This window comes from Mycobacterium attenuatum (assembly GCF_900566085.1).
Lineage (GTDB): Bacteria > Actinomycetota > Actinomycetes > Mycobacteriales > Mycobacteriaceae > Mycobacterium > Mycobacterium attenuatum.
This window is the reverse complement of sequence record NZ_UPHT01000067.1, coordinates 1-23160: the sequence shown is the minus strand read 5'-3', so window position 1 is coordinate 23160 and position 23160 is coordinate 1. Positions and strand designations below refer to the sequence as shown.

The 23160-nt window shown below is 64.9% G+C and carries 17 protein-coding genes and 1 pseudogene; 4 read left to right on the top strand and 14 right to left on the bottom strand.

Annotated elements, in window-relative coordinates:
• Positions 1-270: 270 nt before the first annotated feature.
• The 10 genes from pyrF to EET13_RS11580 all read right to left on the bottom strand — a co-directional run bounded on the left by pyrF (position 271) and on the right by EET13_RS11580 (position 14421).
• Positions 271-1095, bottom strand: coding sequence for an orotidine-5'-phosphate decarboxylase (pyrF, locus tag EET13_RS11625; RefSeq protein ID WP_122442432.1), 825 nt, complete (start codon positions 1093-1095; stop codon positions 271-273).
• Complete coding sequence (gene carB, locus EET13_RS11620; protein ID WP_122442431.1) at positions 1092-4454, bottom strand: carbamoyl-phosphate synthase large subunit; 3363 nt, start codon at positions 4452-4454, stop codon at positions 1092-1094. The genes pyrF and carB overlap by 4 nt, the downstream gene beginning before the upstream one ends.
• 85 nt (positions 4455-4539) lie before the next feature.
• Positions 4540-5664, bottom strand: a complete 1125-nt coding sequence (gene carA, locus EET13_RS11615) for a glutamine-hydrolyzing carbamoyl-phosphate synthase small subunit (protein ID WP_122442430.1) — start codon at positions 5662-5664, stop codon at positions 4540-4542.
• The gene (locus EET13_RS11610; protein ID WP_122442429.1) at positions 5664-6185 is read right to left on the bottom strand and encodes a PH-like domain-containing protein; all 522 of its coding nucleotides are present in this window, start codon (positions 6183-6185) and stop codon (positions 5664-5666) included. The genes carA and EET13_RS11610 overlap by 1 nt, the downstream gene beginning before the upstream one ends.
• Before the next feature lie 59 nt (positions 6186-6244).
• Positions 6245-7537, bottom strand: coding sequence for a dihydroorotase (locus EET13_RS11605; protein WP_122442428.1), 1293 nt, complete (start codon positions 7535-7537; stop codon positions 6245-6247).
• Positions 7534-8490 (bottom strand): aspartate carbamoyltransferase catalytic subunit, encoded by a 957-nt coding sequence (locus EET13_RS11600; RefSeq protein ID WP_122442427.1) that lies wholly within the window; start codon positions 8488-8490, stop codon positions 7534-7536. Before EET13_RS11600 ends, EET13_RS11605 begins: the two co-directional genes overlap by 4 nt.
• 9 nt (positions 8491-8499) lie before the next feature.
• Positions 8500-9072: a bifunctional pyr operon transcriptional regulator/uracil phosphoribosyltransferase PyrR gene (pyrR, locus tag EET13_RS11595; RefSeq protein ID WP_122442426.1), complete on the bottom strand. Its 573-nt coding sequence runs from the start codon at positions 9070-9072 to the stop codon at positions 8500-8502.
• 128 nt (positions 9073-9200) lie between these two features.
• Positions 9201-10970 (bottom strand): GMC oxidoreductase, encoded by a 1770-nt coding sequence (locus EET13_RS11590; RefSeq protein ID WP_168991269.1) that lies wholly within the window; start codon positions 10968-10970, stop codon positions 9201-9203.
• 37 nt (positions 10971-11007) lie between these two features.
• Positions 11008-12492: a GMC oxidoreductase gene (locus tag EET13_RS11585; protein ID WP_122442424.1), complete on the bottom strand. Its 1485-nt coding sequence runs from the start codon at positions 12490-12492 to the stop codon at positions 11008-11010.
• Positions 12493-12507: 15 nt separating this feature from the next.
• On the bottom strand, positions 12508-14421 hold the full coding sequence (locus EET13_RS11580) for an alpha-amylase family glycosyl hydrolase (RefSeq protein ID WP_211189056.1): 1914 nt from the start codon (positions 14419-14421) through the stop codon (positions 12508-12510).
• Between the two features lie 774 nt (positions 14422-15195).
• Here EET13_RS11580 and EET13_RS11575 point away from each other — a divergent pair.
• On the top strand, positions 15196-15828 hold the full coding sequence (locus EET13_RS11575) for a class I SAM-dependent methyltransferase (RefSeq protein WP_122442434.1): 633 nt from the start codon (positions 15196-15198) through the stop codon (positions 15826-15828).
• A 13-nt stretch (positions 15829-15841) separates the two neighbouring features.
• Here EET13_RS11575 and EET13_RS11570 read toward each other — a convergent pair whose 3' ends face one another.
• The 4 genes from EET13_RS11570 to EET13_RS11555 all read right to left on the bottom strand — a co-directional run bounded on the left by EET13_RS11570 (position 15842) and on the right by EET13_RS11555 (position 20692).
• A complete protein-coding gene (locus tag EET13_RS11570; protein WP_211186414.1) occupies positions 15842-16849 on the bottom strand; it encodes a sulfotransferase domain-containing protein in 1008 nt (335 codons plus the stop codon).
• Positions 16850-16881: 32 nt separating this feature from the next.
• Positions 16882-18075 (bottom strand): type III polyketide synthase, encoded by a 1194-nt coding sequence (locus tag EET13_RS11565; protein ID WP_122442423.1) that lies wholly within the window; start codon positions 18073-18075, stop codon positions 16882-16884.
• A complete protein-coding gene (locus EET13_RS11560) occupies positions 18072-19541 on the bottom strand; it encodes a fatty acid desaturase (protein ID WP_122442422.1) in 1470 nt (489 codons plus the stop codon). Before EET13_RS11560 ends, EET13_RS11565 begins: the two co-directional genes overlap by 4 nt.
• A gap of 290 nt (positions 19542-19831) precedes the next feature.
• A complete protein-coding gene (locus tag EET13_RS11555; RefSeq protein ID WP_122442421.1) occupies positions 19832-20692 on the bottom strand; it encodes an LppX_LprAFG lipoprotein in 861 nt (286 codons plus the stop codon).
• Between the two features lie 359 nt (positions 20693-21051).
• On the opposite strand from EET13_RS11555, the gene EET13_RS11550 reads away from it, so the two are divergent.
• From EET13_RS11550 to EET13_RS31365, 3 genes and pseudogenes are all read left to right on the top strand, one after another.
• On the top strand, positions 21052-22257 hold the full coding sequence (locus EET13_RS11550; protein ID WP_122442420.1) for a serine hydrolase domain-containing protein: 1206 nt from the start codon (positions 21052-21054) through the stop codon (positions 22255-22257).
• A gap of 9 nt (positions 22258-22266) precedes the next feature.
• Positions 22267-22806: a GNAT family N-acetyltransferase gene (locus EET13_RS11545; protein ID WP_122442419.1), complete on the top strand. Its 540-nt coding sequence runs from the start codon at positions 22267-22269 to the stop codon at positions 22804-22806.
• Between the two features lie 9 nt (positions 22807-22815).
• A pseudogene (locus tag EET13_RS31365) lies at positions 22816-23038 on the top strand (FAD-binding monooxygenase); the annotation flags it as partial.
• Between the last annotated feature and the right edge of the window lie 122 nt (positions 23039-23160).

Here is a 23160-nt window from a genome sequence, read left to right as displayed (position 1 = left end):
GCGGGGCCGGCGGGGCCGGCGGCAGAGCAGGACAGATCGGTAACGGCGGTAACGGCGGCAACGGTGGTGACGTCACGAGCGCCACCGGTACTGGTGGCGCCGGTGGCAGCGGCGGCGACGGCGGAACGCTGATCGGCACGCCTGGATTCTCCGGACAAAACGGGGTGGTGCTGTAGCCGGCGAATCAAGCGGCCCCCAGCGTCCTTATTCCGGCCAGCAGGTCCGCTCCCCCGACCGATATCCCCTCCGGACGAGCCGCCCGGCGCACAATCAGACCTCGGTGAGGTAGGCAACGGCGTCGAGCATTCGCTCGCCCGCCGCGCGGAGTTCTGCAACGCTGGGCCCGGCCCGCAACACCTCGCGCGACACCGCAGGCAACAACGCACTGGCCGCGGCGCCGCCCAAGCCGCCAAGTGCCTCCGGTCGGCCGCCTTGCACCCCGACACCGGGCACCAGCACCGGCCCGCCCAGCGCGCTCAGGTCGGGCGGCTGCAGCACCGTCGCGCCGACCACCACGCCGACCGATCCGGGTGCGGGCTTGGTCGCCTGGTTGGCCGCCGCGACGTGATCGACGATCAGCTGAGCCACCGTGCGGCCACCGGCGTCGGCGCGCTGCACCGTCGCACCCTCGGGATTGGAGGTCGCTGCCAGCACGAACACCCCGCGGCCATGGGCCGTGGCGACCTCCAGCAAGGGCCGCAGTGAGCCGAACCCCAGATACGGGGAGGCGGTCACCGCGTCGGCGGCCAACGGCGAGTCGGCGGCCCAGGCCGCGGCGTAGGCAGCCATGGTCGAGCCGATGTCGCCGCGTTTGGCGTCAGCCAGCACCAGCACACCGTTGGCCCGTAGGGCGGCGATGGTACGTTCCAACACGGCGTACCCCGCGGCGCCGTATGCCTCGAAGAACGCCACCTGCGGCTTGACCACCGCGAAACCCGCGTAGGCCCGCACGCAGATGTCGCAGAATGCCGCCAGCCCGTCGGCGGTGGCCGGCAGGTCCCAGGCCCGCAGCAATTCCGGGTGTGGATCGATACCCAAACACAGCGAACCCCGACGCGCCTTGGCCTCGGCAAGCCGGTGGCCGAAGCCGGTCACCGGTCGGCGCTCCGGGAATCGATCGCGCGGTGCAGCTCCTGCAGCGACCGCACCCCGATGTCCCCGCGAATCCCCGCTTCGATGCCCTGCACGGCGGCCGAGGCGCCCTGCACCGTGGTGATGCACGGAATGTTGACCGCCACTGCAACCGAGCGGATCTCATAGCCGTCGATGCGCGGACCGGAGTTGCCGTAGGGGGTGTTGATCACCATGTCGACCTCGCCGGCCCGGATGGCGTCGACGGCCGACATTCCGGGGCGGCCCGGCTGTGGCGACTCGAAATGCTTGCGAACCTCGTCACACGGAATCCCGTTGCGGCGCAGCATCTCCGCGGTGCCCTCGGTAGCGAGAACGCGAAACCCCAAGTCGGCGAGTCGTTTCACCGGGAATACCAGCGAGCGCTTGTCGCGGTTGGCGACAGAGACGAAAACGGTCCCGTGAGCGGGCAGCGAGCCGTAGGCCGCCGTCTGACTCTTGGCAAACGCGCTGCCGAAATCACGGTCGATCCCCATCACCTCACCGGTGGATTTCATTTCCGGGCCCAGCAACGAATCGATCGCGGCCCCGTCAGGGCCGCGGAACCGGTGGAACGGCAGCACGGCTTCCTTGACCGCGATGGGGGCGTACGGATCGGCGTTGGCCCCGTCACCGGCGGCCACCAGCATTCCTTCGGCACGTAGCTGAGAAATGCTGGCGCCCAACATGACCCGGGCACACGCCTTGGCAAGCGGCACGGCGGTGGCCTTCGAGACGAACGGCACGGTGCGACTGGCGCGCGGGTTGGCCTCGAGGACGTAGAGGACGTCGTCTTTGAGTGCGTATTGCACGTTGAGCAGCCCTACCACCCCGATGCCGTGCGCGATGGCCTCCGTCGCGCGGCGCACCTTTTCGATATCGCTGCGGCCCAACGTCACCGGCGGCAGCGCGCAAGCCGAATCACCGGAGTGGACACCGGCTTCCTCGATGTGCTCCATGATTCCGCCGATGTAGACCTCGGTGCCGTCGCACAGCGCGTCAACGTCGATCTCGACGGCATCCTCGAGGAAACGGTCCACCAGCACCGGGTGTTCGGGTGAAAGCTGGGTGGCGCGGGTGATGTAGCCCTTCAGCGTCTCCTCGTCGTAGACGATCTCCATGCCACGACCGCCCAGCACATACGACGGCCGTACCAGTACCGGGTAGCCGATCTCGTCAGCGATCCGGCGAGCTTGGGCGAAAGTGGTTGCGGTACCGTATTTCGGCGCCGGCAACCCCGCGGAGCTCAGCACGTCGCCGAAGGCCCCGCGGTCCTCGGCCAGGTCGATCGCTTCCGGCGGAGTGCCCACGATCGGGACGCCGGCGTCGGCAAGTCGCTGCGCCAGCCCCAGCGGGGTCTGGCCGCCGAGTTGCACGATGACGCCGGCGACTCCTGGGCCGCCTGCGGCCGACTGCTGTTCGGCGTGGAACACCTCGAGGACGTCTTCGAATGTCAGCGGCTCGAAGTACAGCCGGTCGGCGGTGTCGTAGTCGGTGGACACCGTCTCCGGGTTGCAGTTGATCATCACGGTCTCAAAACCGGCCTGGCTCAACGTAGTTGCCGCGTGCACGCAGCTGTAGTCGAACTCGATGCCCTGCCCGATGCGGTTGGGCCCGGATCCCAGAATCAGCACTTTTGGCTTCTCGGTCTGCGGCGCCACCTCCGTCTCGGCGGCCGGGTCTAGCTCGTAACTGCTGTAGTGATAGGGCGTTTTGGCCTCGAACTCCGCCGCGCAGGTGTCCACCGTCTTGTACACCGGGTGAACGCCAAGCCGTTCACGCAGCACGCGCACTCCCGCCTCGCCGGCCAATTCGGGTCGCAGCGCGGCGATCTGGCGATCCGACAGCCCGCTGTGCTTGCCGCGGCGCAGCAGGTCGGCGTCGAGCACCGGAGCCGCTACCAGCTCGGCGCGCAGCGTGACCAGCTCGCCGATCTGCGCGACGAACCACGGGTCGACACCGCTGGCCTCGGCAACTTGTTCCACCGAGGCGCCCAGCCGCAATGCCAGTTCGATGTCGTAGAGCCGGCCCTCGGTGGGGGTCTGCAACCGGTCCAGTGCGGCTTCCATGGCGTCGACATCGCCGTCGGGATCCGGGGCCGTCCAGAACCCCGCACGGGTGGTTTCCAGCGAGCGCATCACCTTGCCTAGTGCCTCGACGAAGTTGCGGCCCAACGACATTGCCTCACCGACGGATTTCATGGTGGTGGTCAGCGTCGGGTCGGCACCGGGAAATTTCTCGAATGCGAATCGCGGCGCCTTGACCACGACGTAGTCCAAGGTGGGCTCGAAACAGGCCGGTGTTTCCTTGGTAATGTCGTTGACGATCTCATCGAGGGTGTAACCGATGGCCAGCTTGGCGGCGATTTTGGCGATCGGGAAACCGGTAGCCTTGGACGCCAACGCACTTGACCGCGACACCCGCGGGTTCATCTCGACCACGATCAGTCGGCCGTCGCGCGGATTGACCGCGAACTGGATGTTGCAGCCGCCGGTGTCCACGCCGACCTCACGCAGGATCGCGATGCCCAGATCGCGCATCCGCTGGTACTCGCGGTCGGTCAGCGTCATCGCCGGCGCGACGGTGACGGAGTCACCGGTGTGCACGCCCATCGGGTCGACGTTCTCAATCGAGCACACCACCACCACGTTGTCATGGCCGTCGCGCATGAGCTCGAGCTCGAATTCCTTCCAGCCGTAGATCGATTCCTCGATCAGTACGTTGGCGCTGGGCGAGGCGGCCAGCCCGGCACCGGCCATCCGATCCACCTGATCGGCCGAGTGCGCCATCCCCGAACCCAGACCGCCCATGGTGAACGACGGCCGCACCACCACCGGCAGGCCGAGTTCGGCCACGGTCTCCCGAACCTCGTCCATGGTGAAACACACTCGGCTGCGGGCTGATTCGCCGCCGACCTTGGCAACGATGTCTTTGAACCGCTGCCGGTCCTCGCCACGCTGGATGGCGTCGAAGTCGGCGCCGATGAGCTCGACCCCGTAGCGCTCGAGCACCCCGTTCTCATACAGCGCGACCGCGGTGTTGAGCGCGGTCTGTCCGCCCAGCGTGGCCAGCAGTGCGTCGATCTTGTTGCCGCGCTCGGCCTGCTGGGCGATCACCCGTTCGACGAATGCGGGTGTGATGGGCTCGACGTAGGTGTGATCGGCGTACTCGGGGTCGGTCATGATGGTGGCCGGGTTGGAGTTGACCAGACTGACCTGCAGTCCCTCGGCGCGCAGCACCCGGCAGGCCTGGGTGCCGGAGTAGTCGAACTCGCAGGCCTGCCCGATGACGATCGGCCCCGAGCCGATGACCAGGACGTGGCGCAAGTCGGAACGACGCGGCACTAGCACTCCCCTTTCTGGGTGCGAGCGGACGCAGCGGCACCCCGGCGACGATGTGTCGGTGGACCGACGCGCGGGCTCACGGTCATCACTGGCCCTCCATCAATTCGACAAACCTGTCGAACAGGTACTCGGCATCGTGCGGGCCGGCGGCCGCCTCCGGGTGGTATTGCACCGAAAACGCCCGCCCGTCGGTGAGTCGGACGCCCTCGACCACCCCATCGTTGGCGCAGGTGTGGCTGACGACGGCTGGACCGAACGGCGTGTCGAAGCGTTGCCCGGCCTCGCCTTCCAGCGCGAAGCCGTGGTTCTGCGCGGTCACCGCGACTCGCCCGGTGGCGTGGTCGATCACCGGGATATTGATCCCGCGGTGACCGAAAACCATCTTGTAAGTTGACAGTCCCAGCGCGCGGCCCAGGATCTGATTGCCGAAACAGATGCCGAACAACGGGATTCCGGCGCCCAATACCTCGCGGGTGAGGGCGACGACGTGGTCGGCGGTCGCCGGGTCACCGGGCCCGTTGGACAGGAAGACGCCGTGTGGATTGATGTCGGCGATCTGGTCGAAAGTCGCTGACGAGGGCAGCACGTGACTACGGATCCCGCGCCGGGCGAAGTTGCGCGGTGTGTTGGTCTTGATGCCCAGATCCAGGGCTACGACGGTAAACCTCGGAAGTCCCGGTGGCCCTTCGGGTTCGACCACATACGCCCGCGGGGTACTGACCTCCCCGGCGAGATCGGCGCCCAGCATGGGCGGCTGGGCGCGTACCCGCTCGACCAGCGTATGGGGCTCGGCAAGTGCCGTACCGGAGAACACGCCGGCCTTCATCGACCCCCGGCTGCGCAGATGCCGCACCGCTGCGCGGGTGTCGATGCCCGCGACACCGACGATGTGTTGGCGGATCAGCTCGTCTTCGAGGGTGCCGGTGGCGCGCCAGTTGGAGGCACGCGGCGACGGATCACGCACCGCGTAGCCGGCGACCCAGATCTTGTCGCCGCGACTCTCGGCGTCTTCGCCGTTCCAGCCGGTGTTGCCGATCTGCGGCGCGGTGGCCACCACGATTTGGCGGTGATAACTGGGATCGGTGAGCGTCTCCTGGTAGCCGGACATGCCCGTGCTGAACACCGCCTCGCCGAGGGTTTGGCCGACGGCGCCGAACGGCGTTCCGGTGAATACGCGGCCGTCCTCGAGTACCAGCAGGGCTTTGCTCATCAGTGCAGCTCCTCCGTCCGGGTCTCCGGCCAGCCTGCGAGCCAGCCCCGGTAATCATCGCGGTTGTCCACCTGAAACCCGGTATCGATCTCGACGCCCGACGGCAGCCGCCACCGGATCGCCAGGATCGAATCGCGGGCGGCGACCTTACCGGCCAAACCGCGCTCGGTACGCACCGCGGTGACGGCCAGCCGCGGGATCCAAACCGGCTGGGCGCCAACGCGTTCCAATAGCATTCCGTCTGGATAACGGGTGAGTACCGCCTTGCTGCGGTACCCGAGATCACCGGCGGTGACCCGGTCGTTCCACGCCGGGGAAAGCGTGCAGCCGACATAGCTGCCGCGAAGCGCGGCGGTCGCGACACCCGGCCGGTCGGGAACCCGAGGCAGTTCGCCGATCAGCTCCGCCTGCTGCCGCGAGCGGTGCCGCCAGCCCCGCATCATCAGCGTGATCACCACCGCGATCGTCGCTGCCAGCACCGCCGCGAAGATCAACGAGCCCACCAGCGTACCCGAGTTCATGCGCGCCGCTTCCCCCCCGCAAGCCGGTGGTACGCCCACTGCATGGTCGCCGGCGCGGTTCATGCGGGACTCTTTCCGTCCCGGGCGGTGACCTTTCCGCGCAGCAAGGTTGCCGTCACGGTGGCCGGCAACGTCATCGACTCGAACGGAGTGTTGGCCGACCGGCTGGCCAGCGCCGACCCGGTGACCGTCCAGGTGGCGTCGGGGTCCACCACGGTCAGATTGGCCGGCTCCCCCACCTGCAGCGGACGCCCCTGATCAGGCAGGCCCACGATTCGTGCCGGATTCTCACTCATCACCCGCGCGACGCCACGCCAATTCAACAGGCCCGGCCGCAACATCGTTTGCACCACCACCGACAGCGCGGTCTGCAACCCGAGCATGCCTGGACGTGCCGCGGAGAATTCGACACATTTCTCGTGTTCGGCGTGTGGGGCGTGGTCGGTGGCCACACAGTCGATGATCCCCTCGGCCAGCGCTTGGCGCAGGGCGATGGCGTCGGACGCTTCGCGCAGCGGCGGGTTGACCCGGTTCAGCCCGTCGTAGCCCGACAGTCGGCTGTCGTCGAGCAGCAAGTGGTGCGGGGTGACTTCCGCGGTGATCGAAATTCCTTGGCTCTTAGCCCATTTCAAGATCTCGACAGTACCCGCAGTCGAAGCATGACAGACGTGCACCCGGGCGCCCGCATCGCGGGCCAGCAGCGCGTCACGGGCCACGATCGATTCCTCGGCGGCCCGCGGCCATCCCGACAACCCCAGCCGGGCAGCGTTCGGACCTTCGTGCGCGACAGCCCCGACGGTCAGCCTGGGCTCCTCTGCGTGCTGGGCAATGAGCACCCCCAAACCGGTGGCATATTCCAGGGCGCGGCGCATGACCAACGGGTCGTGCACACAGACGCCATCGTCGGAGAACATCCGCACCGCGGCGACACCGGAATTCATCATGCCCATCTCGGTAAGCTCGGCGCCGGCCAGCCCCACCGTCACCGCGCCAACCGGGTGCACGTCAACCAGGCCCACCTCCTGACCGCGGCGCCACACGTGGTCGGTGACCACCGGGCTGTCGGCCACCGGGTGCGTATTGGCCATCGCGAACACGGCCGTGTAGCCACCCAAAGCTGCTGCGGCCGAGCCTGTTTCGATGTCCTCGGCGTATTCGCGGCCGGGCTCCCGAAGGTGGGTGTGCAGGTCGACCAGTCCGGGCAGGAGCACATGACCGGTGGCGTCGATGACATCGGCGGTGTCCGGAATGGCAAGCTCCGCGGCGATTTCGGCGATCTGGCCGTCATCGACCAGGACGTCGACCCGTTCGCCCTCGCCATAGAGCCGCACCCCGCGGATCAGCACACTCACGCTGCGCCTTCTTTCCCGGCCGACTCGGCCCCCACCAGCAGATGGAACAACACCGCCATCCGCACATGGACACCGTTGGAAACCTGTTGCAACACAGCCGATTGTGACGAGTCGGCCACCGAAAAGGCGATTTCCATGCCGCGCAGCATCGGCCCGGGATGCAGCACCACGGCATGGCCGGGAAGCATCGCCTGTCGCCGGTCGGAGAGGCCGTAGCGTACCGAATACTCACGCGCGGATGGGAAGAAGCTGCCGTTCATCCGCTCGGCCTGCACCCGCAGCATCAGCACCGCGTCGGCCGAAGGCAACTCGGCGTCGAAGTCGTAGGACGCGGTGACCGGCCACCCAGCCACGCCAACCGGCAGCAGGGTGGGCGGCGCCACCAGCACCACCTCGGCGCCCAGCGTGTGCAGCAGCATGACATTGGAGCGGGCCACGCGGCTGTGCAGGATGTCGCCGACGATCACCACGCGGCGGCCCTCGATGCCGCCGAGGCGCTGCCGGATGGTCAGCGCGTCCAGCAGCGCCTGGGTGGGGTGCTCGTGGGTGCCGTCGCCGGCATTGATCACCGATGGGCCGTCTTCGCCGGTTCTGGTCCAGTCGGCCAGCAGCCGCGCGGCGCCCGAGGCCGGATGGCGGACGATCAGGGCATCTGCGCCGGCCGCACGCAGGGTCAGTGCGGTGTCGCGCAACGACTCGCCCTTGCCCACCGAGGATCCGGCCGCGCTAACGTTGATCACGTCGGCGCTCATCCACTTGCCGGCCACCTCGAAGGACACCCGGGTTCGTGTCGAGTTCTCGTAGAACATGGTGACGATGGTGCGGCCGCGCAGGGTGGGCAATTTGCGGACCTCGCGGCCCACCAGAGCTTGGGCGAACCGGTCGGCGTCGTCGAGGATGGCGGTGGCTTCGTCACGGCTCAGGTCCCCGGCCGCCAGGAGGTGCCTACTCATGACGGGGCCTCATCGCGAGATCACCACACCGTCGTGCCCGTCGTGTTCGCGCAACTGCACGTGCACGCTCTCGCTGCGGGAGGTCGGCACGTTCTTGCCGACGTAGTCGGCCCGCACCGGCAGCTCGCGGTGGCCGCGGTCGACCAGCACAGCCAACTGCACCGCGCGGGGCCGGCCCACATCGCGCAACGCGTCCAGCGCCGAGCGCACCGACCGCCCGGAGTACAGCACGTCGTCGACGAGAATCACCAGCGCGTCGTCGATACCACCGGGCGGGATCGAAGTCTCTTCCAGCGGCCGCGGCGGTTTGCTCATCAGGTCGTCGCGGTACAACGTGATGTCCAGCGCGCCGTGGCCCACCTCGACGCCACTGAATTCGTGGATATGAGTTGCCAGCCGCCGGGCCAGGGTCACGCCACGGGTCGGGATGCCCAGCAACACCACCCTCGGCGAGTCGAGGCTGTCCAGCGCAGTCTTTTCGATGATCTGGTGTGCGATGCGAGAAATGGTGCGACCGACGTCGGCCGCGGACATCAGTTCTCGGGGTTCGCCGCCAACGGCGGCAGCGCCCGCGGTACCCATGCGAAATCGTGACCTCCTTCTCCGCCTCTCTGGACGGATCGTTAAAGGATGTCGGCTGCCCGGGAGCGTAACACCCGCCTACGGCGCGGGGCGCTGCGGGTCGCGTGGCGGGTTGCCGCAGGCTGTCCTCAGCGGATTCCGGACAAATGTTGAGCAAGTCGCAGCGCCAGGGCTACCAGCGTCAGCGAGGGATTGGCCGCGGGCGAAGTCGGAAACACCGAGTTGTCACAGGCGTAGAGATTCTCGTAACCCCAGAACCGCAAATTTTCGTCGACCACTCCTGCACCCTCGGCTCCCATTCTCAGAGTTCCCACCTCGTGGGCGACTGCACCTAGTTCGGCGAGTTTCAGCTCAAGTGTGTCTCCGGCGATCGGCTGGGCGCCCAACCCGGCGAGGACGTTGGCAGAGACCTCGCGAATCTCGTTGATGACGCTGTCGGCAATCGGCGCGTGGTCGATGCGCAACCGCACCGGGGCGGCGGGCGGCCCGGTCAGCGAAACCTGATTGTTCTCGACGAGATCCGCCGCGAGCAGGAATACGATTTCACACAGCGTAAAGTCGCCCTTAGTCTGAAGATGTCGCGTCAGATCGTCGGGGTCAACGTATCGACCTTGATTGAAGTCAGCGCCTAATTCTACCACCATATTGTAGGGATGCTGAGCTATTTCAGCGTCCGAATGGTAGCGTGAACATACTTTTGCGGACGCGTTGAGCGCGGCATGCGGCGAGCCTGCCGGCAGGGCGAAATGCGTATACCAGATTGGATGATCCGTAATACCCTTACCGATCAAAGGGTTGTCGACCCCACTGAGCAAGGCGAGCTTTGCGGATTCGATCGTGCCACAGCACACGACGACTGATCGGCCGTGGTATGTGCGTTCCACCTGCCCGAGCAGGTCGTAGCACTGTACTCCCACCGCCTTCCGCTCGTCGAAGAGTATCCGCTGCGCAGCATGGTTGAGATTAATGGTCGGCACAGGCACCGGTGGATTTGCCACCACGAGTCGGTCCTCGAGCAATAAGTCCGCAGTCGAAAACATACCACCGGGAATGGCCAAAGGCGTGTATCCCGAATACTGCACGGCAACCGGAGCGTCGAGGTGATCAAATTCCGGAAGTATATTTTTCAAGAATTCTTTGGCCCGTCGCTGATACTCGCTTCCGATGGGACCGTTTCGGTTCAGGGTATCCTCGGCCAACCGGTATCCGGTCGTCAAGAGATAGTCGCGCACAGCAGTCGGCCAACTGGCCAATTCCCAACGGCCCATTTTCGGGATAAGCCCGCCCCAGAATAGCGAGCGGCCACCCAGGTTGAACGCCTGTCCGCCGCCGAAAGTCGGCGTGTCCTGAACAAACGCCTGTACTTTCATATCCGGCCACAGACCCCAGATATGCTTGTCGAATTGCCCGATGCGAAGGCGGCGAGCCAGGTTGGCCACGTGCGTGGGAAACAACAAGGAACCCGCCTCGATAATCAGCACATCCTGTCCGGCGTCTGATAACTGGTCGGCCAGCACACCGCCGCCCATACCCGAACCGATCACGATGACGTCGTAGACGTGGCTCGAATCGTAATCGGGCTTAAAAAAGAGTTGTTGCACATGACCGTTCTCAGTGATCACTGCGCCCGGCTTCACAAACGCGATGTCGTGATCGTCATAGCGGTAATCCTGGCCTGCCAATGGAGAAATAGTAATATTTTCACCAGTCATCCAGGAGCCGTCAAGAACAAACTTGAACGATACACTCGGTTGATAATCCGATTCATCGAGGGTGAATATCCAGGCGCCGTCCTGAAAAACTCCGCCGATATCGATCTGCCAATCCTCGTGCGATGTTCGGACGGTCACCTGCTGATCAGGAATACAATTTTCGGTGTCGAATCGGATCCTGAACATCGCCTGTTTTCCTATCTGTGTGGTCAGGTTTCGCACATCACGTGCAGCGCGCCCGCAGATCATCCGCCAGCCGAAGGGCCAGCGCTCCCAGAGTTAACGATGGATTAGCGGCAGGAATATCGGGAAATACGGAGAGATCGCAACAGTACAGATTGTCGTATTCGTGGAATCTCAAATCTGCGTTCACGACGCTGGATCCCGGCTCGCCCATGCGCATGCTGCCGCCAAGGTGATAGGTAACAGCCGCCGGCAGGTATCGCAACGGATGACCCTCAGGCTCGACGCCGAAGAACCGTAATAGCCGCTGCCCTAGTAGCCTCGCCTCCGCTTCCAACGGACGGCCCATCGGCTTCAAGAATACGCGATATCTGTCGCCTTCGACCGTGATATTGTTCGCGTTGTTGAGCGGATTTCTGAAGAGGAATTTTATTGTGCTCGCGGCGGGTGAGGCATGACCGAATTCTTGCTTCCATATCGTGTCATCTTCGATACGCACATCCCAGAACTTATGGTTGAGCGCGAGCTCACAGCTGAAGTGATCGCCGGGAGGTCCGTCTCCTCCGTTGTGCCGCAAATAGACGTTGCCCTGATCGTTTCCACTGATCATCTGGGAGTCCGAAGGAACGTCGAAATGTATCTCGGCTTCCGGATGGTCGACGAGGCCGACACCGACGAGCCCGCAGGGATCGGCGACTGAACTGGTCAGCGCCAACCGCGGGCTTTCGGTCGCGCCGCAGGCCATGATGATGTGTTTTCCGCGGAAGACTTTTCGTTGCCGCTGACGAAGATCGAGCACCTCGACGCTGACTGCCGTTGAGCCGTCGAGGATTATCCTGTCCACCAGGTGCTCCAACGCGACGTGCAAGGTGCCGACGCCGTTCTCGGTCTTACCGTGCAGCACAGCGTCCGCCAGGAGCGCAGCAGTCGAAAAGACACCTGTAGTGCGTTCGTCTGGTGATCCGGGGCGCGGATTGATTGCCGAGTCCGGCTGGTGATAGCTCCGTGGCAGGTGCGTCACCGAATAGTCGGGGAATCCTTCGGCGACGCGTCCCACCAGTTTCCGTTGGAACTCGGGATATTCGGTTCGCTTTCTGAACAGTTGCTCAGCGCGCGCGTATCCATCACCGGTAAGGTATTCGGCTATTTCGTTGGGCCAGTATGCGAGTTCCCAGTCCAGCATCCTGGGTATTACTGCCGACCAGAATATCGACCGTCCGCCCAGATTAAAGCACACGCCGCCGTCCAGTCGGGTATTACCAGCCAATTCATAAGGATTGAACGATTCGACTGTGTGGGCCACCTGCAGATCCGTCACATTAACGAGGTGGCGAATGGGCCCCGCTTCGAGAACCAATGTCCTTAATCCGCGGTCCGATGTCGCCACTCCCAGAATTCCCCCACCCATTCCGGAACCGATCACGATCACGTCATAGTCGATCCGACCGTCACTTTGAGAAGTGAAGTAACGGTCCCAGGCACTGCCGTTGAAGAACATCAGGTCCTGGTAGTAAGCGAATCTCATTTGCGGCTCCCCGCCTTAAATAAGTATCAGTACACCCGACCGCGGAACGTTCCTCACCGGAATGAATGCAGTGCCGTCCGATCGGCCTTGCACCCGTATGCTTTGGTAGTCGCTGAAGGAAAAGGCCGGAGTTAGTGTCGATCCGGGTGGGTGCAACGCAGAATCGACCACAATATCAGCGCCACGTGCATCAAGAGGATGGGTATTGACGACGCAGACAACTTCGGAATCGGCGAGAATACGTGACCATGCTGTTAATTCGCCAGCTTCGGGATAGGAGAATGGTCGATCGAATAGCGAGGTTTGCCGCAGATACTGACGTCCGTAGCGCAGTGCCGCATATTGTTTCCGGATCGCGAGAATCTCGCGGATTTTCTCATAAACGGGCGAATCCACGTTAAAACAATGCAATCCGCTGGTGCCGTAGGCGCCGAATCCGGGCAGGTCGGTATCGATGCCTGCCTCACCCGCCAACCCGGCTTGTCCCGCCTTGCGTGGATGCTGCGGTCCAAACATCGCTTCGCGCAAGTAACGATCTGCGTAAGGTGCCCGGTCGTTGTTCCATGACGGCAACCACCGTCGCACTTCGCGTTCGGGCCCCGACAGGGCTTGTTCGGTACCGTAATAGATGCACGGTATTCCGAGGGTCAGGGCCACAATTGCGATGGCGGCGACGACCTGATCGGGTGAGGGCGCTTCGGCCGCGAACCGTATCTTCGGGACACCGACATTGTCGTGATCGTCCAAAACCGATACGTGACGGTTGCCATGTTCGCGGTGGGATCCCATCGGGTCAGCCCCCGCAGCGAACATCTGAAAATACTCCAGGGCGGGGGCAGCGCCACGCGCAACGCGGTGCAGCGCCGATCTCGCATCATTGATATCCAGCGCCGCGTCAAGATTCGCGCCGAGCAGTTCCAGATATCGAGAAGCGACAAGATCGCCGCCGGCCATCTCACCCACGATGAAGAAGTTGTGCTTGCCGATCGAGTCGGCAAATTCTTTGATAGCGCCACAGAACCGTCGAGCCGCATCGTACGGCAGATGCTTGAGCGTATCTATCCGGAACCCGTCGCAGTCCGTCGTGTCTATCCAGTACTGCCACACCCGCACGAGCGGAGACAACACATCGTCGCGCATGACGTCCAAGTCCCTCGAATTCATCAGATCACCGCGCCGAAATTCCGCGAGCGGATCATCGGTGGCCCCTTTCCCAGGGTCAGCCGAACCCGCCCGTGTGTAGGCATTCTGATCCTGAAACTCGACGGGCCACACCCCGTCGTTGGGGTCGCTGATCCGAGTGGTGGGCCGCTCGGCGCGATCAAGCCACGCCCCGAACGGCAATTGCTGGGGAGGCGAAACATAATCAGGACGCACCGGGCCGCCAGGGACATCGGGCGCATACAGCCAATTCACGCCGCTGTGGTTGACGACGATATCCAGAATCACCCGAATCCCGAATTGATGAGCCGCCTGAACCAGCTTGATCAGATCGTTCTGCGTTCCGAAATGCGGGTCGACTTCAAGGAAGTCTTGTATGGCGTAGCCATGGTAGTCGTCGGTATTTGCACGCTGTTTGAAAACCGGTGCTACCCACAATGCAGTGATGCCGAGCCCCGCCAGGTACGGCAACTTGCTTTCAATGCCCGCGAGGTTGCCCCCTTGATACCGCAGCGCACCCGACTGAGCCCAGTGCTCCCAACTCCACGACGACGGTCTCATCGAGGGGACAGCGTCCGGAGTGGCCAGCTGCCGCTGGTCTTCACGGCCGTCGCTGAACCGGTCCGGCAAGAGGAAATACAGAACTTCATTTCGCCAATCGGCCGGCGACGGGAAATGATCGCGCGGAGTAGGCGTCCAGTCACGAACTTGCGTGAGCCTGCGAGAGCTACCAACTGAACGCTGTGCCGGCGCCATGCTCATGGTCATCCCTCCCCCAACACCTGCGCCCCGATGGACACGCAGTATGGGTTGCCAGTTTTGCCCGCGAACGAAACATTTTCGTAACGTGCGCCCAGAGCCTTCACGGCAGTCCCCGGCGTGAAGCGATGAAGGTCGTGGGCTGGCGCGGTTGGATGGGAACCGAACGTCCGGCGCCGAGCGTGCGCGTGGGGCGCCGAGCGTGAGCCGACGGCGCCGAGCGTGCGCGTGGGGCGCCGAGCGTGAGCCGACGGCGCCGAGCGTGCGCGTGGGGCGCCGAGCGTGAGCCGACGGCGCCGAGCGTGCGCGTGGGGCGCCGAGCGTGAGCCGACGGCGCCGAGCGTGCGCGTGGGGCGCCGAGCGTGAGCCGACGGCGCCGAGCGTGCCGCCAGGGCGGTCCGATCGCGGATTTGCCGCCCCGCGTTCACACTCAAAGCCGCCACTGCACACTCGGTACGACAGCATCACAGCCGACACGGCGAGGTCGTAAACATCCGCCAAACACCCGCCATCTCAAGATAGTTCGAGCGACGATGCGGCATCGGAAAGCTGACGCCAATCCATCCATGGCTGGGCACGAAGACATTGATGGTCAGCAGCTCAGTTTCCGGTCACCGTGAATATTCCGGTGGCGCGGGCGCCTCGGGCATCGGCGCAGCCAAAGAGCTGCAACACGTGTGACCATGTGACGCTGACCGGCCGGGTAAGCTCGTCGGCAGGGGTTCTATCCTGGCGAACGTGACGGATCTCAACCCTTCCGCAAACGAATCCGGCCGGCCGCGCATGGATTTCGATGCGCTCTATCGCGGCGAAAGCCCTGCCCCGGGCATCCCGCCGATGACGACGCCCCCCTGGGATACCAAGGCACCCAAGGAAAACGTGATCGCGTGGCAGACCCGCGGCTGGATCCACGGAGACGTGGTCGACATCGGCTGCGGGCTCGGTGACAACGCGATCTATCTGGCCCAGCACGGACACCGGGTAACCGCTTTGGACATTTCGCCGACCGCACTGATCACCGCCGAACGCCGCGCCGCCGACGCCGGAGTCGACGTGCGGTTCGCGGTGACAGACGCCACCGCGCTCGACGGCTATACCGACGCATTCGACACCGTGATCGACAGTGGCATGTTCCATTGCCTCGATGATGACGGCAAGCGCAGCTATGCGGCGGCCGTGCACCGGGCCACCCGGCCGGGGGCCACCTTGCTGATCAGTTGCTTCTCGGATGCCAATCCGCCGAGCGAGCAGTGGCCGCGCCCGGCGGTGCCCGAGCAGACGCTACGCGACGTCCTCGGCAGCGCCGGGTGGGATATCGAATCACTGGAGCCCGTCGCGGTGTGCCGCGAAATAGACGGAACAGAAGCGGAATTGGCGTTTTGGTACGTCCGCGCCCAGCGCCGGGCCTCGGCCTGAGCCGGCCCAAGCTTCAGGCTGCGGGGTCGCAGCCGCGGCGCCCTTCGTGCGCCCAGGCCAGCAGATCCGGTGGAGCAAGCTGGTTGATGCGGTGGTTGTAGCGGCGGTGCTCCTCGTGGCTGAAGTACTGCTGCCAGTCGCCGCTGCGGCCGCGACGGAAGAATTGCTCCTCGCTGCGCCAAATGCCGTCGGTGGTGTTGGGGGCGATCTCCGCCGCGCGGGAGCGCATGGCGTCCAGCGATGCGTGAGTGACGAGTTCGCGGGCGCGATCGGGGCTCAAGCCGATACCGAGTACCGCGGCAAGCCGCATCAACTCGGCTGTCAGGTCCACCTGGTAGTCGGCATAGTGGAACAGCGCCACATTCGGCAGGTGTCGCCGCTCCCAGGCGGTGCCGAAGTGGTGCAGTACGTTGGCCAGCGTTCCGATTCCCTTGGGCGGCGCGAAACCCACCCCCGGCGGTGGCAGGGCCGGCCCCTCCATCCAGTGCCGGAATTCCTCGGCCGGGCCGCGGCTGCCAGCGTGCGGGGCGGGCCCGGACCCCGGCGGACGGGGCTGCAGCGGCGGGCGCACCGCGGCCTCGTGCAATTCCCGCAGCCGCTCGGCATCGACGTTGGCAACGTGGAACAACATCGACACTGCGGCGTCACGCGGATCACGGCCGACGCAGATATAGGTGACGCGGTCATCGAGCACCAGACCGTCCAACGGCGTGTGGGTCTTGATGAACCGGCGGTGGTGCTGCGCGTCAAGGACGGCGACCACCTCATCGATAGGCCGGATGGTCTGGTCGAGCCACGGTGACACCGTCGACAACGGTCCGGGTAATTCCGGCCCGTCGAAGACAAGCAGTGCAATCAGCCGCTGAGTCCAGGTCATGCCGCACTTGGACGGCGTCGAGATGATAATGTCGCCGTCCCTCAGTTGCAGGGCGTCCCAGCGCGTGCTGTCGGTCATCAACGAGCGGTACAGGACGCGGTCGGCCGGTGCAGTGACATTCGGCAACTCCGGAGCATCTGTCATGTGCCACCTCCCTTCGGGTGTCAAAGCCGCGGTCACCGGCGGACGATGTCGAACAGCATGCCCTCGACGGTGACCCCGGGCGCGAAGGCGAATGCCACACCGGTCGAGAGGGATTTTGTCGACGGCGCCTGGCGCACCATCATTTCCAGCACGAAGATCAGCGAGACGCTCAGCATGTTGCCGAAGCGTGCCAGCACGGCCCAGCTGGGCGCCGCGCATTCGGCGGGGATGCCCAACGAGCGCACCGACTGTTCGATGATCTTGGGCCCACCGGGGTGGATCGCCCATACATCGATATCGGATTTCTGTAATCCGTTGTCACGCAATATTTCTCCGATAACCGGCGCGACGCCGCGGAAAATGTAGTCGGGCAGATTCGCGGACAGCTCGCAGGTGATGCCGTCGTGATTGACGCCCAGCACGATCCCGTCCTCGGCATCGTCGAGGAGCTGACTGAAGTTGCTGCGGATCACCACGCTGCCCGCCGGCAACTGCTGCTGCACCTGGCTGGCACCGATCACCAACGCGGCACAGCCATCCCCGAACAGGCTGTGGATCACCACATCGTTGACGTTGTCGGCGAAAACCGCATTGACTGAGCACAATTCGATGCACACCACCAACGCCTTCATCGCCGGGTGGGCACGGACGTAATTGGTGGCGGTGCGAATGGCGTTCATCGCCGCCGCGCATCCCATAAAGTTGACCACCACTCGCGAAATCGCCCGCGACAGGCCGAGTTCCTTGACTATCGCCACGTCCACGCCCGGAGCGATGAACCCGGTGCTGGTGACGAACACTAACAATCCGATCTCTTCGGCGCCGTAGGAAAGTCCGTCGAGCGCACGCCGGCTCACCTCGACCGCCAGCGGCACCGCATGCCGGTAGAACAGGTCCATCCGGTCCCGGATGGTTGCGGGTTCGCGCCGGAACGCGTCGAACTCGGCGTCCAGCGGGTTGACGGCCATCCGCCGGGTGTCAATTCGGGTCTTCTCGTAGACTCGGGTAACTCGTTGCCGCTGTTGGGAGTCGAGGAACATCTGGGCCACCTGCGCGGCGGCGTCGGACTGCCGAACCACCCGCTGCGGCACACCGGTCGCCATTCCTTCGATGACCGCCACCGTTGTCGGCGGCGCCGGCGGCAACTGGGCTAGGTCATAGTGGGCTTCGTGGCCGCAGGCCTCGGCCACCGGGCGCAGGGCCCCGCCGTCTGCTGCGCTGCTCATACCGACCCGATTCCCACGAAGCCGGCAACCACGTAGCCGGCGCTGGCTGTCCAGGCCGCCGGCGAGCAGTGTTCCCGCAGGAAACCCCACTTGTGCTCCCTGGCTTGGCGCGACGGCGAGAGCAGGTAGGTCCGGCAGAGCTTCGGCAACCGGTCGGTCACGAAACTCTTTGCCGGAAGCCACTCCACGCCGGACTCTGCCGCCTCCTGCCGTAATACGTCTTCGGTGACGATGTTGGCGAACCCGCTGCGCTGGAATGGCAATACATGGTGGACGCGGTGCGAACTCAGACCCGCTGACAAGAAGCAGTCGACGTAGCGATTTCCGACTATCACCAGATCGTTGGCGTGCACCACTTGATCCACACCCCAGTCTTCACCGGCCGGTGCGGGCTCGTCGGCGTCGTCCTCGAACTCGTGGCTTGCCACCACCAGGAAGGTGCTGACCCACAGCGTCACGACGAATTGCAATGCCCAGGCCCAGAAGTCGCCGGCCAGGGCGAAGACCACCAGCTCGGTGACCAGGAGCAGCCGAACTCCCGACGACCCCAGGAAGTGCGGCAGCGCATTGCGCCAGCTTCCATAGCCCTCCTCGACGCCCACCTTGCGAGTCATGTTCCATACGTCCGCGATGCGGATGGCCATGCCGGTGATCAGGTGCCCGAACTTGTGAAGCGTATGCACCGGAACCCGATACAGCCGCGGCAACTGCATCATCATTGTGAAGACGTTCTTCTTGATGTCGACGTCACTTTGGGTGTACGGGTGATGCAGCAACGTATGCCCGTCGGCGACCACCAACGACAACGCGACATAGTTCAGGTCGAAGGCATTGGCCAAGAACCGATTAGGGCCCCGCTGCGCCCGATGCAAGGCGTAATGGCCGTAGCCGACCAGCGAGCTGCGCAGCAGCACCATGGCAATCACAAAGAGCCACAACGGCATCCATCGTGGTTCGACCAGGCGCACCCCCTGAACCGCTACATAGGCGGCGGCAAGTAGCGCCACCACGATGTTGAACAGCCGGTCCATCCGTTTGATCCGCGCCGCCAGCGCCGGCTCGGTCAGACGCGCTTTGACGCGGTGCATCAAGTCGTTTGGGTTGTCGAAGCGGTACTTCGGGGTGTCCCGCCAGCTGTTGAAGCTGTCTTTGAACAGGAACGGCGGAGCGTTGTGTTTGGGGTGAATATCGCGCGGTGTCGCATCGCGGCCCAGTGCGTAGCGGCGCTCCAAGATCCGCTCGACCTTGGCCGGATCACGATGGTAAGAGGCGATGATCGCGGTGATGTCGCGGTTTTTGGTGCGCCCGATGAAGAAGGCGCCGCCGGGGTGCTTGGATATCCAATCGCTGAGGTCGTATGCCCGCCCGTTGTAGACCCACACATCTGACAGCGGCGGCCCGCCCGGAGGATGAGCAGGGCGCAGACCGGGACCGCGCTCCTGAACGTCTGGGAGGTCGTTCGTCATTCCTGTTCCTCCAGGTCTGGTCGGTGAGATCGGGCGCTGGCCGTCGTTTCCGGCGAAGGGACCCAACGGCGTCCCAATGGTGTCCCAATGGTGTCCCGATGTTGGAGGTATGGCCTTGGAGAATTCTCAACGGCATGCCGAGCCGCGCGATTTGCTTCTTGGGGTGCACCAAATCCGTTGCACCCCAAGAAGCAAACTGGGGAGGGAACCGGCCCGGAGACGATTCGGCGGACCTAGCCGCAATTCGACAATCGCGGGCCGGTTCCCAATTCGGAATACACCCGCGGTGGTTATCCCGTTGGGTTGGGAATGGTGACCGGCGCGCCCCACGCCGACAGGTTGATGGTGACGTGCCCCTGGTCCTTGTCGACGACCATGCGCACCAGGTTGGGGCTCGGCGCCGGCGCTCCGGGCGTAGTGCTGGTGCCTGCCGCCTTCACGTCGACGATGTACAACGTGATCGGCAGCGTGCCCCCGCCCTTACCCAGCTGAGGTACCAGTGGATCGATCACCGCGGCGTCGATGGCTCCCGTCACCTTGACGGTGGCGATACCGTCGATCGTTTCGTTTCCGGCGATCTGCGCACTTTGGACCCTGGCGATGACGTTGCCCAGCCCCTTGTCCTTGTCGAGGACGATGCCCGGGTCGTAGATCTTCTCCGCCGGCCCCATCGAGGTGTACTTCCCGCTGTCGTCCTTGGTGTACATGGTCTTGTTGGTGACCAGGAACTGTTTGGAGACCGCGGGGGCCTTCGGCTGCAACCTGATCATGGCATCACCGACGGCCTGACCGTTGCCCTCCGGCTGGTTGGTCACGTCGGCGTTGACGCTCTCCATGGGAAGCGTCGTGATGTTGGTTGTCTGCAGGCTCACATGAATCGAGTGCAGGCCTTTGGTCGCTTTGGAGCTGTCCTGCAGGAGTTGCTGGGCTTCTGGTGACGGGGCGCCGGATGACCCGGATGCGCTGGTGGTGGCGGAGCTTCCGGATGCCCCGGAGGTTTGGGAGGTCCCGGTGGCCGCTTTGTGGCCGCATCCTGTGATGACCATCGCGATCAGTGCCGCCGCGAACAGCATCGCGGCCGGCACCGGGAGCGAGGGTCGGTGGGTGACACGTCGGTGGGAGGTTTGCGCTTGTGAGATCAAGCCATTCATGGCCAACCTTTGCTGAGTTATCCAACCGGTGGTAATTGAGCAGCGGGTCGCTAGCTTCATGCGCCATCGACGGAGGCCGGCGCGCCGGTCCCCGTCCACAGTTGCGGGTCTTGGTGACCGCTCCCCGCACCCTGGTTCACCGCAACGGCTCGGTTAGCAAACCCCCTTCGCCGTTGCTCCCACAGCCTGTTCCCCAGATCACATTGCCGGAGAGCGCGACAGTAACACGCCCTGGCCAGGTCGCAAGGCTTTTCTCACAACTAACGACCGCCTGCACCGCCCGCCGGAACCGCGGCCGGTCGCGCGGCCCGACGTCCCACCGCCGGGCCCGCCCGCGGCCGGCGACTAATCTAAGGCCGGTGAAGCTCGACGGCAATCAGGCATCCATTCGCGAGGTCTGCGACGCCGGCTTGCTCTCCGGCGCGGTGACCGTGGTCTGGCAACGCGGAGAGGTGTTGCAGGTCAACGAGATCGGCTACCGAGACGTCGACGCGGGGCTGCCGATGCAGCGGGACACGCTGTTTCGCATCGCGTCGATGACCAAGCCGGTGACGGTCGCCGCGGCCATGAGCCTGGTCGATGAGGGCAAGCTCTCGTTGCGGGATCCCATCGCGCGCTGGGCGCCGGAGCTGACCGACCCGCAGGTGCTGGACGACCCGCATGGTCCGCTGGACCGGACGCATCGGGCCCGGCGGGCCATCCTGGTCGAGGACCTGCTGACTCACACCAGTGGCCTGGCCTACAGCTTCTCGGTCTCCGGGCACATCTCCCGGGCCTACATGCGACTGCCCTTCGGCAAGGGCTCGGACACCTGGCTGGCCGAACTGGCCGCCCTGCCGCTGGTGCATCAGCCCGGCGAGCGGGTGACCTACAGCCATGCGATCGATGTGCTGGGGGTCATCGTTTCTCGCGTCGAGGACAAGCCGTTCCATCAGGTGCTCGACGAGCGAGTGCTGGGCCCGGCGCGCATGACCGACACGGGCTTTTTCGTCGCGGCCGAGGCGCGGGGGCGGGCCGCCACGATGTACCGGCTCGACGAGGACGACAAGTTGTGCCACGACGTGATGGGGCCGCCGCAGGTCCGGCCGCCGTCGTTTCCCAACGCCGGCGGCGGACTGTGGTCGACCGCCGACGACTACTTGCGGTTCGTGCGGATGCTGCTGGGCGAGGGGACGGTCGACGGAGTCCGAGTGCTGTCGGCGGAGTCGGCACGCCTGATGCGCACCGACCGGCTGACCGACGAGCACAAACGCCACAACTTCTTGGGAGCGCCATTCTGGGTGGGCCGCGGCTTCGGTTTGAATCTGTCGGTGGTGACCGACCCGGCGAAGTCGGCGCCGCTGTTCGGTCCGGGCGGGACAGGAACGTTCAGCTGGCCCGGCGCATATGGGACGTGGTGGCAGGCCGACCCGTCCGCCGACCTGATCCTGCTGTATCTGATCCAGCATTGCCCCGATTTGTCCGTGGATGCCGCGTCGGCGGTGGCGGGCAACCCCGCGCTGGCCAAGCTGCGGACGGCCCAACCGCGATTCGTCCGCCACACTTATCGAACCCTCGGGCTGTAGCGGGGCGTCGTGGCCCGGTTCCCGTCCGAGTACCTCCAAGGCGCACGGCTGCTGCTGCGCCCACCCGTGCTCGATGACGCCGAGGCGTTGTTCGACGGGATTGCCCACGATCCCGAGGTAACCCGCTACCTGTTGTGGACGCCGCATCCCGATGTCGGCGAGACGCGACGGGTGATCACCGAGCATTTCAACGTCGGCGACGACGAGCGGACCTGGCTGCTCGTGACCCGTGACAGCGGCGACGTCGCCGGCCTGATCAGCTGCCGAAGCCGGGTGCGCCACTCCATCGAAGTCGGCTACTGCCTCGGCCGGCGTTGGTGGAACGGGGGTTTCATGTCCGAAGCGCTGGGCATGCTGCTGGCCGAGCTGGCTGCCGACCCCGGCGTGTACCGCGTCTGGGCTACCTGCCACATCGACAACATGCGCTCGGCGCGGCTACTGCAGCGGGCCGGTTTCGCGTTCGAGGGCCGGCTGCGCCGCCACTCCATCTACCCGAGCCTGGGACCCGAACCGCACGACAGCCTGCTCTACGCCAAGATCCTGCGCTAAGTGCCATAGTCCGACAGCTCGATGCTGCGCGCCGATCTCGTGGTGGCGCCGACGGGCCGCATTGGTCTTGTGCCCCGAGGAGCGCTTCGTGCGGCCGCTGGACGACGCCTGGTTCAGCGCGCCTGATACCGTCGGCCTGGGCGGCTGGTATCTGATCTAACAGGCGCGCGGCGGTCTGAACTGGTCCATGCGCCCGTCGCATGACCCGGCGATTGCCAACGCGGGGTTAGCCTCGATTTTGCATCGAATTGATGCTGAGGGCGCTCAGTCGTTGAATTGTGTTGCTGGGTAGGTATTTTCGCGTGCTGGCATGGAGGGGTGTCCCGTGTCGCGGGGTGGGGCGGGCTTTCCTTG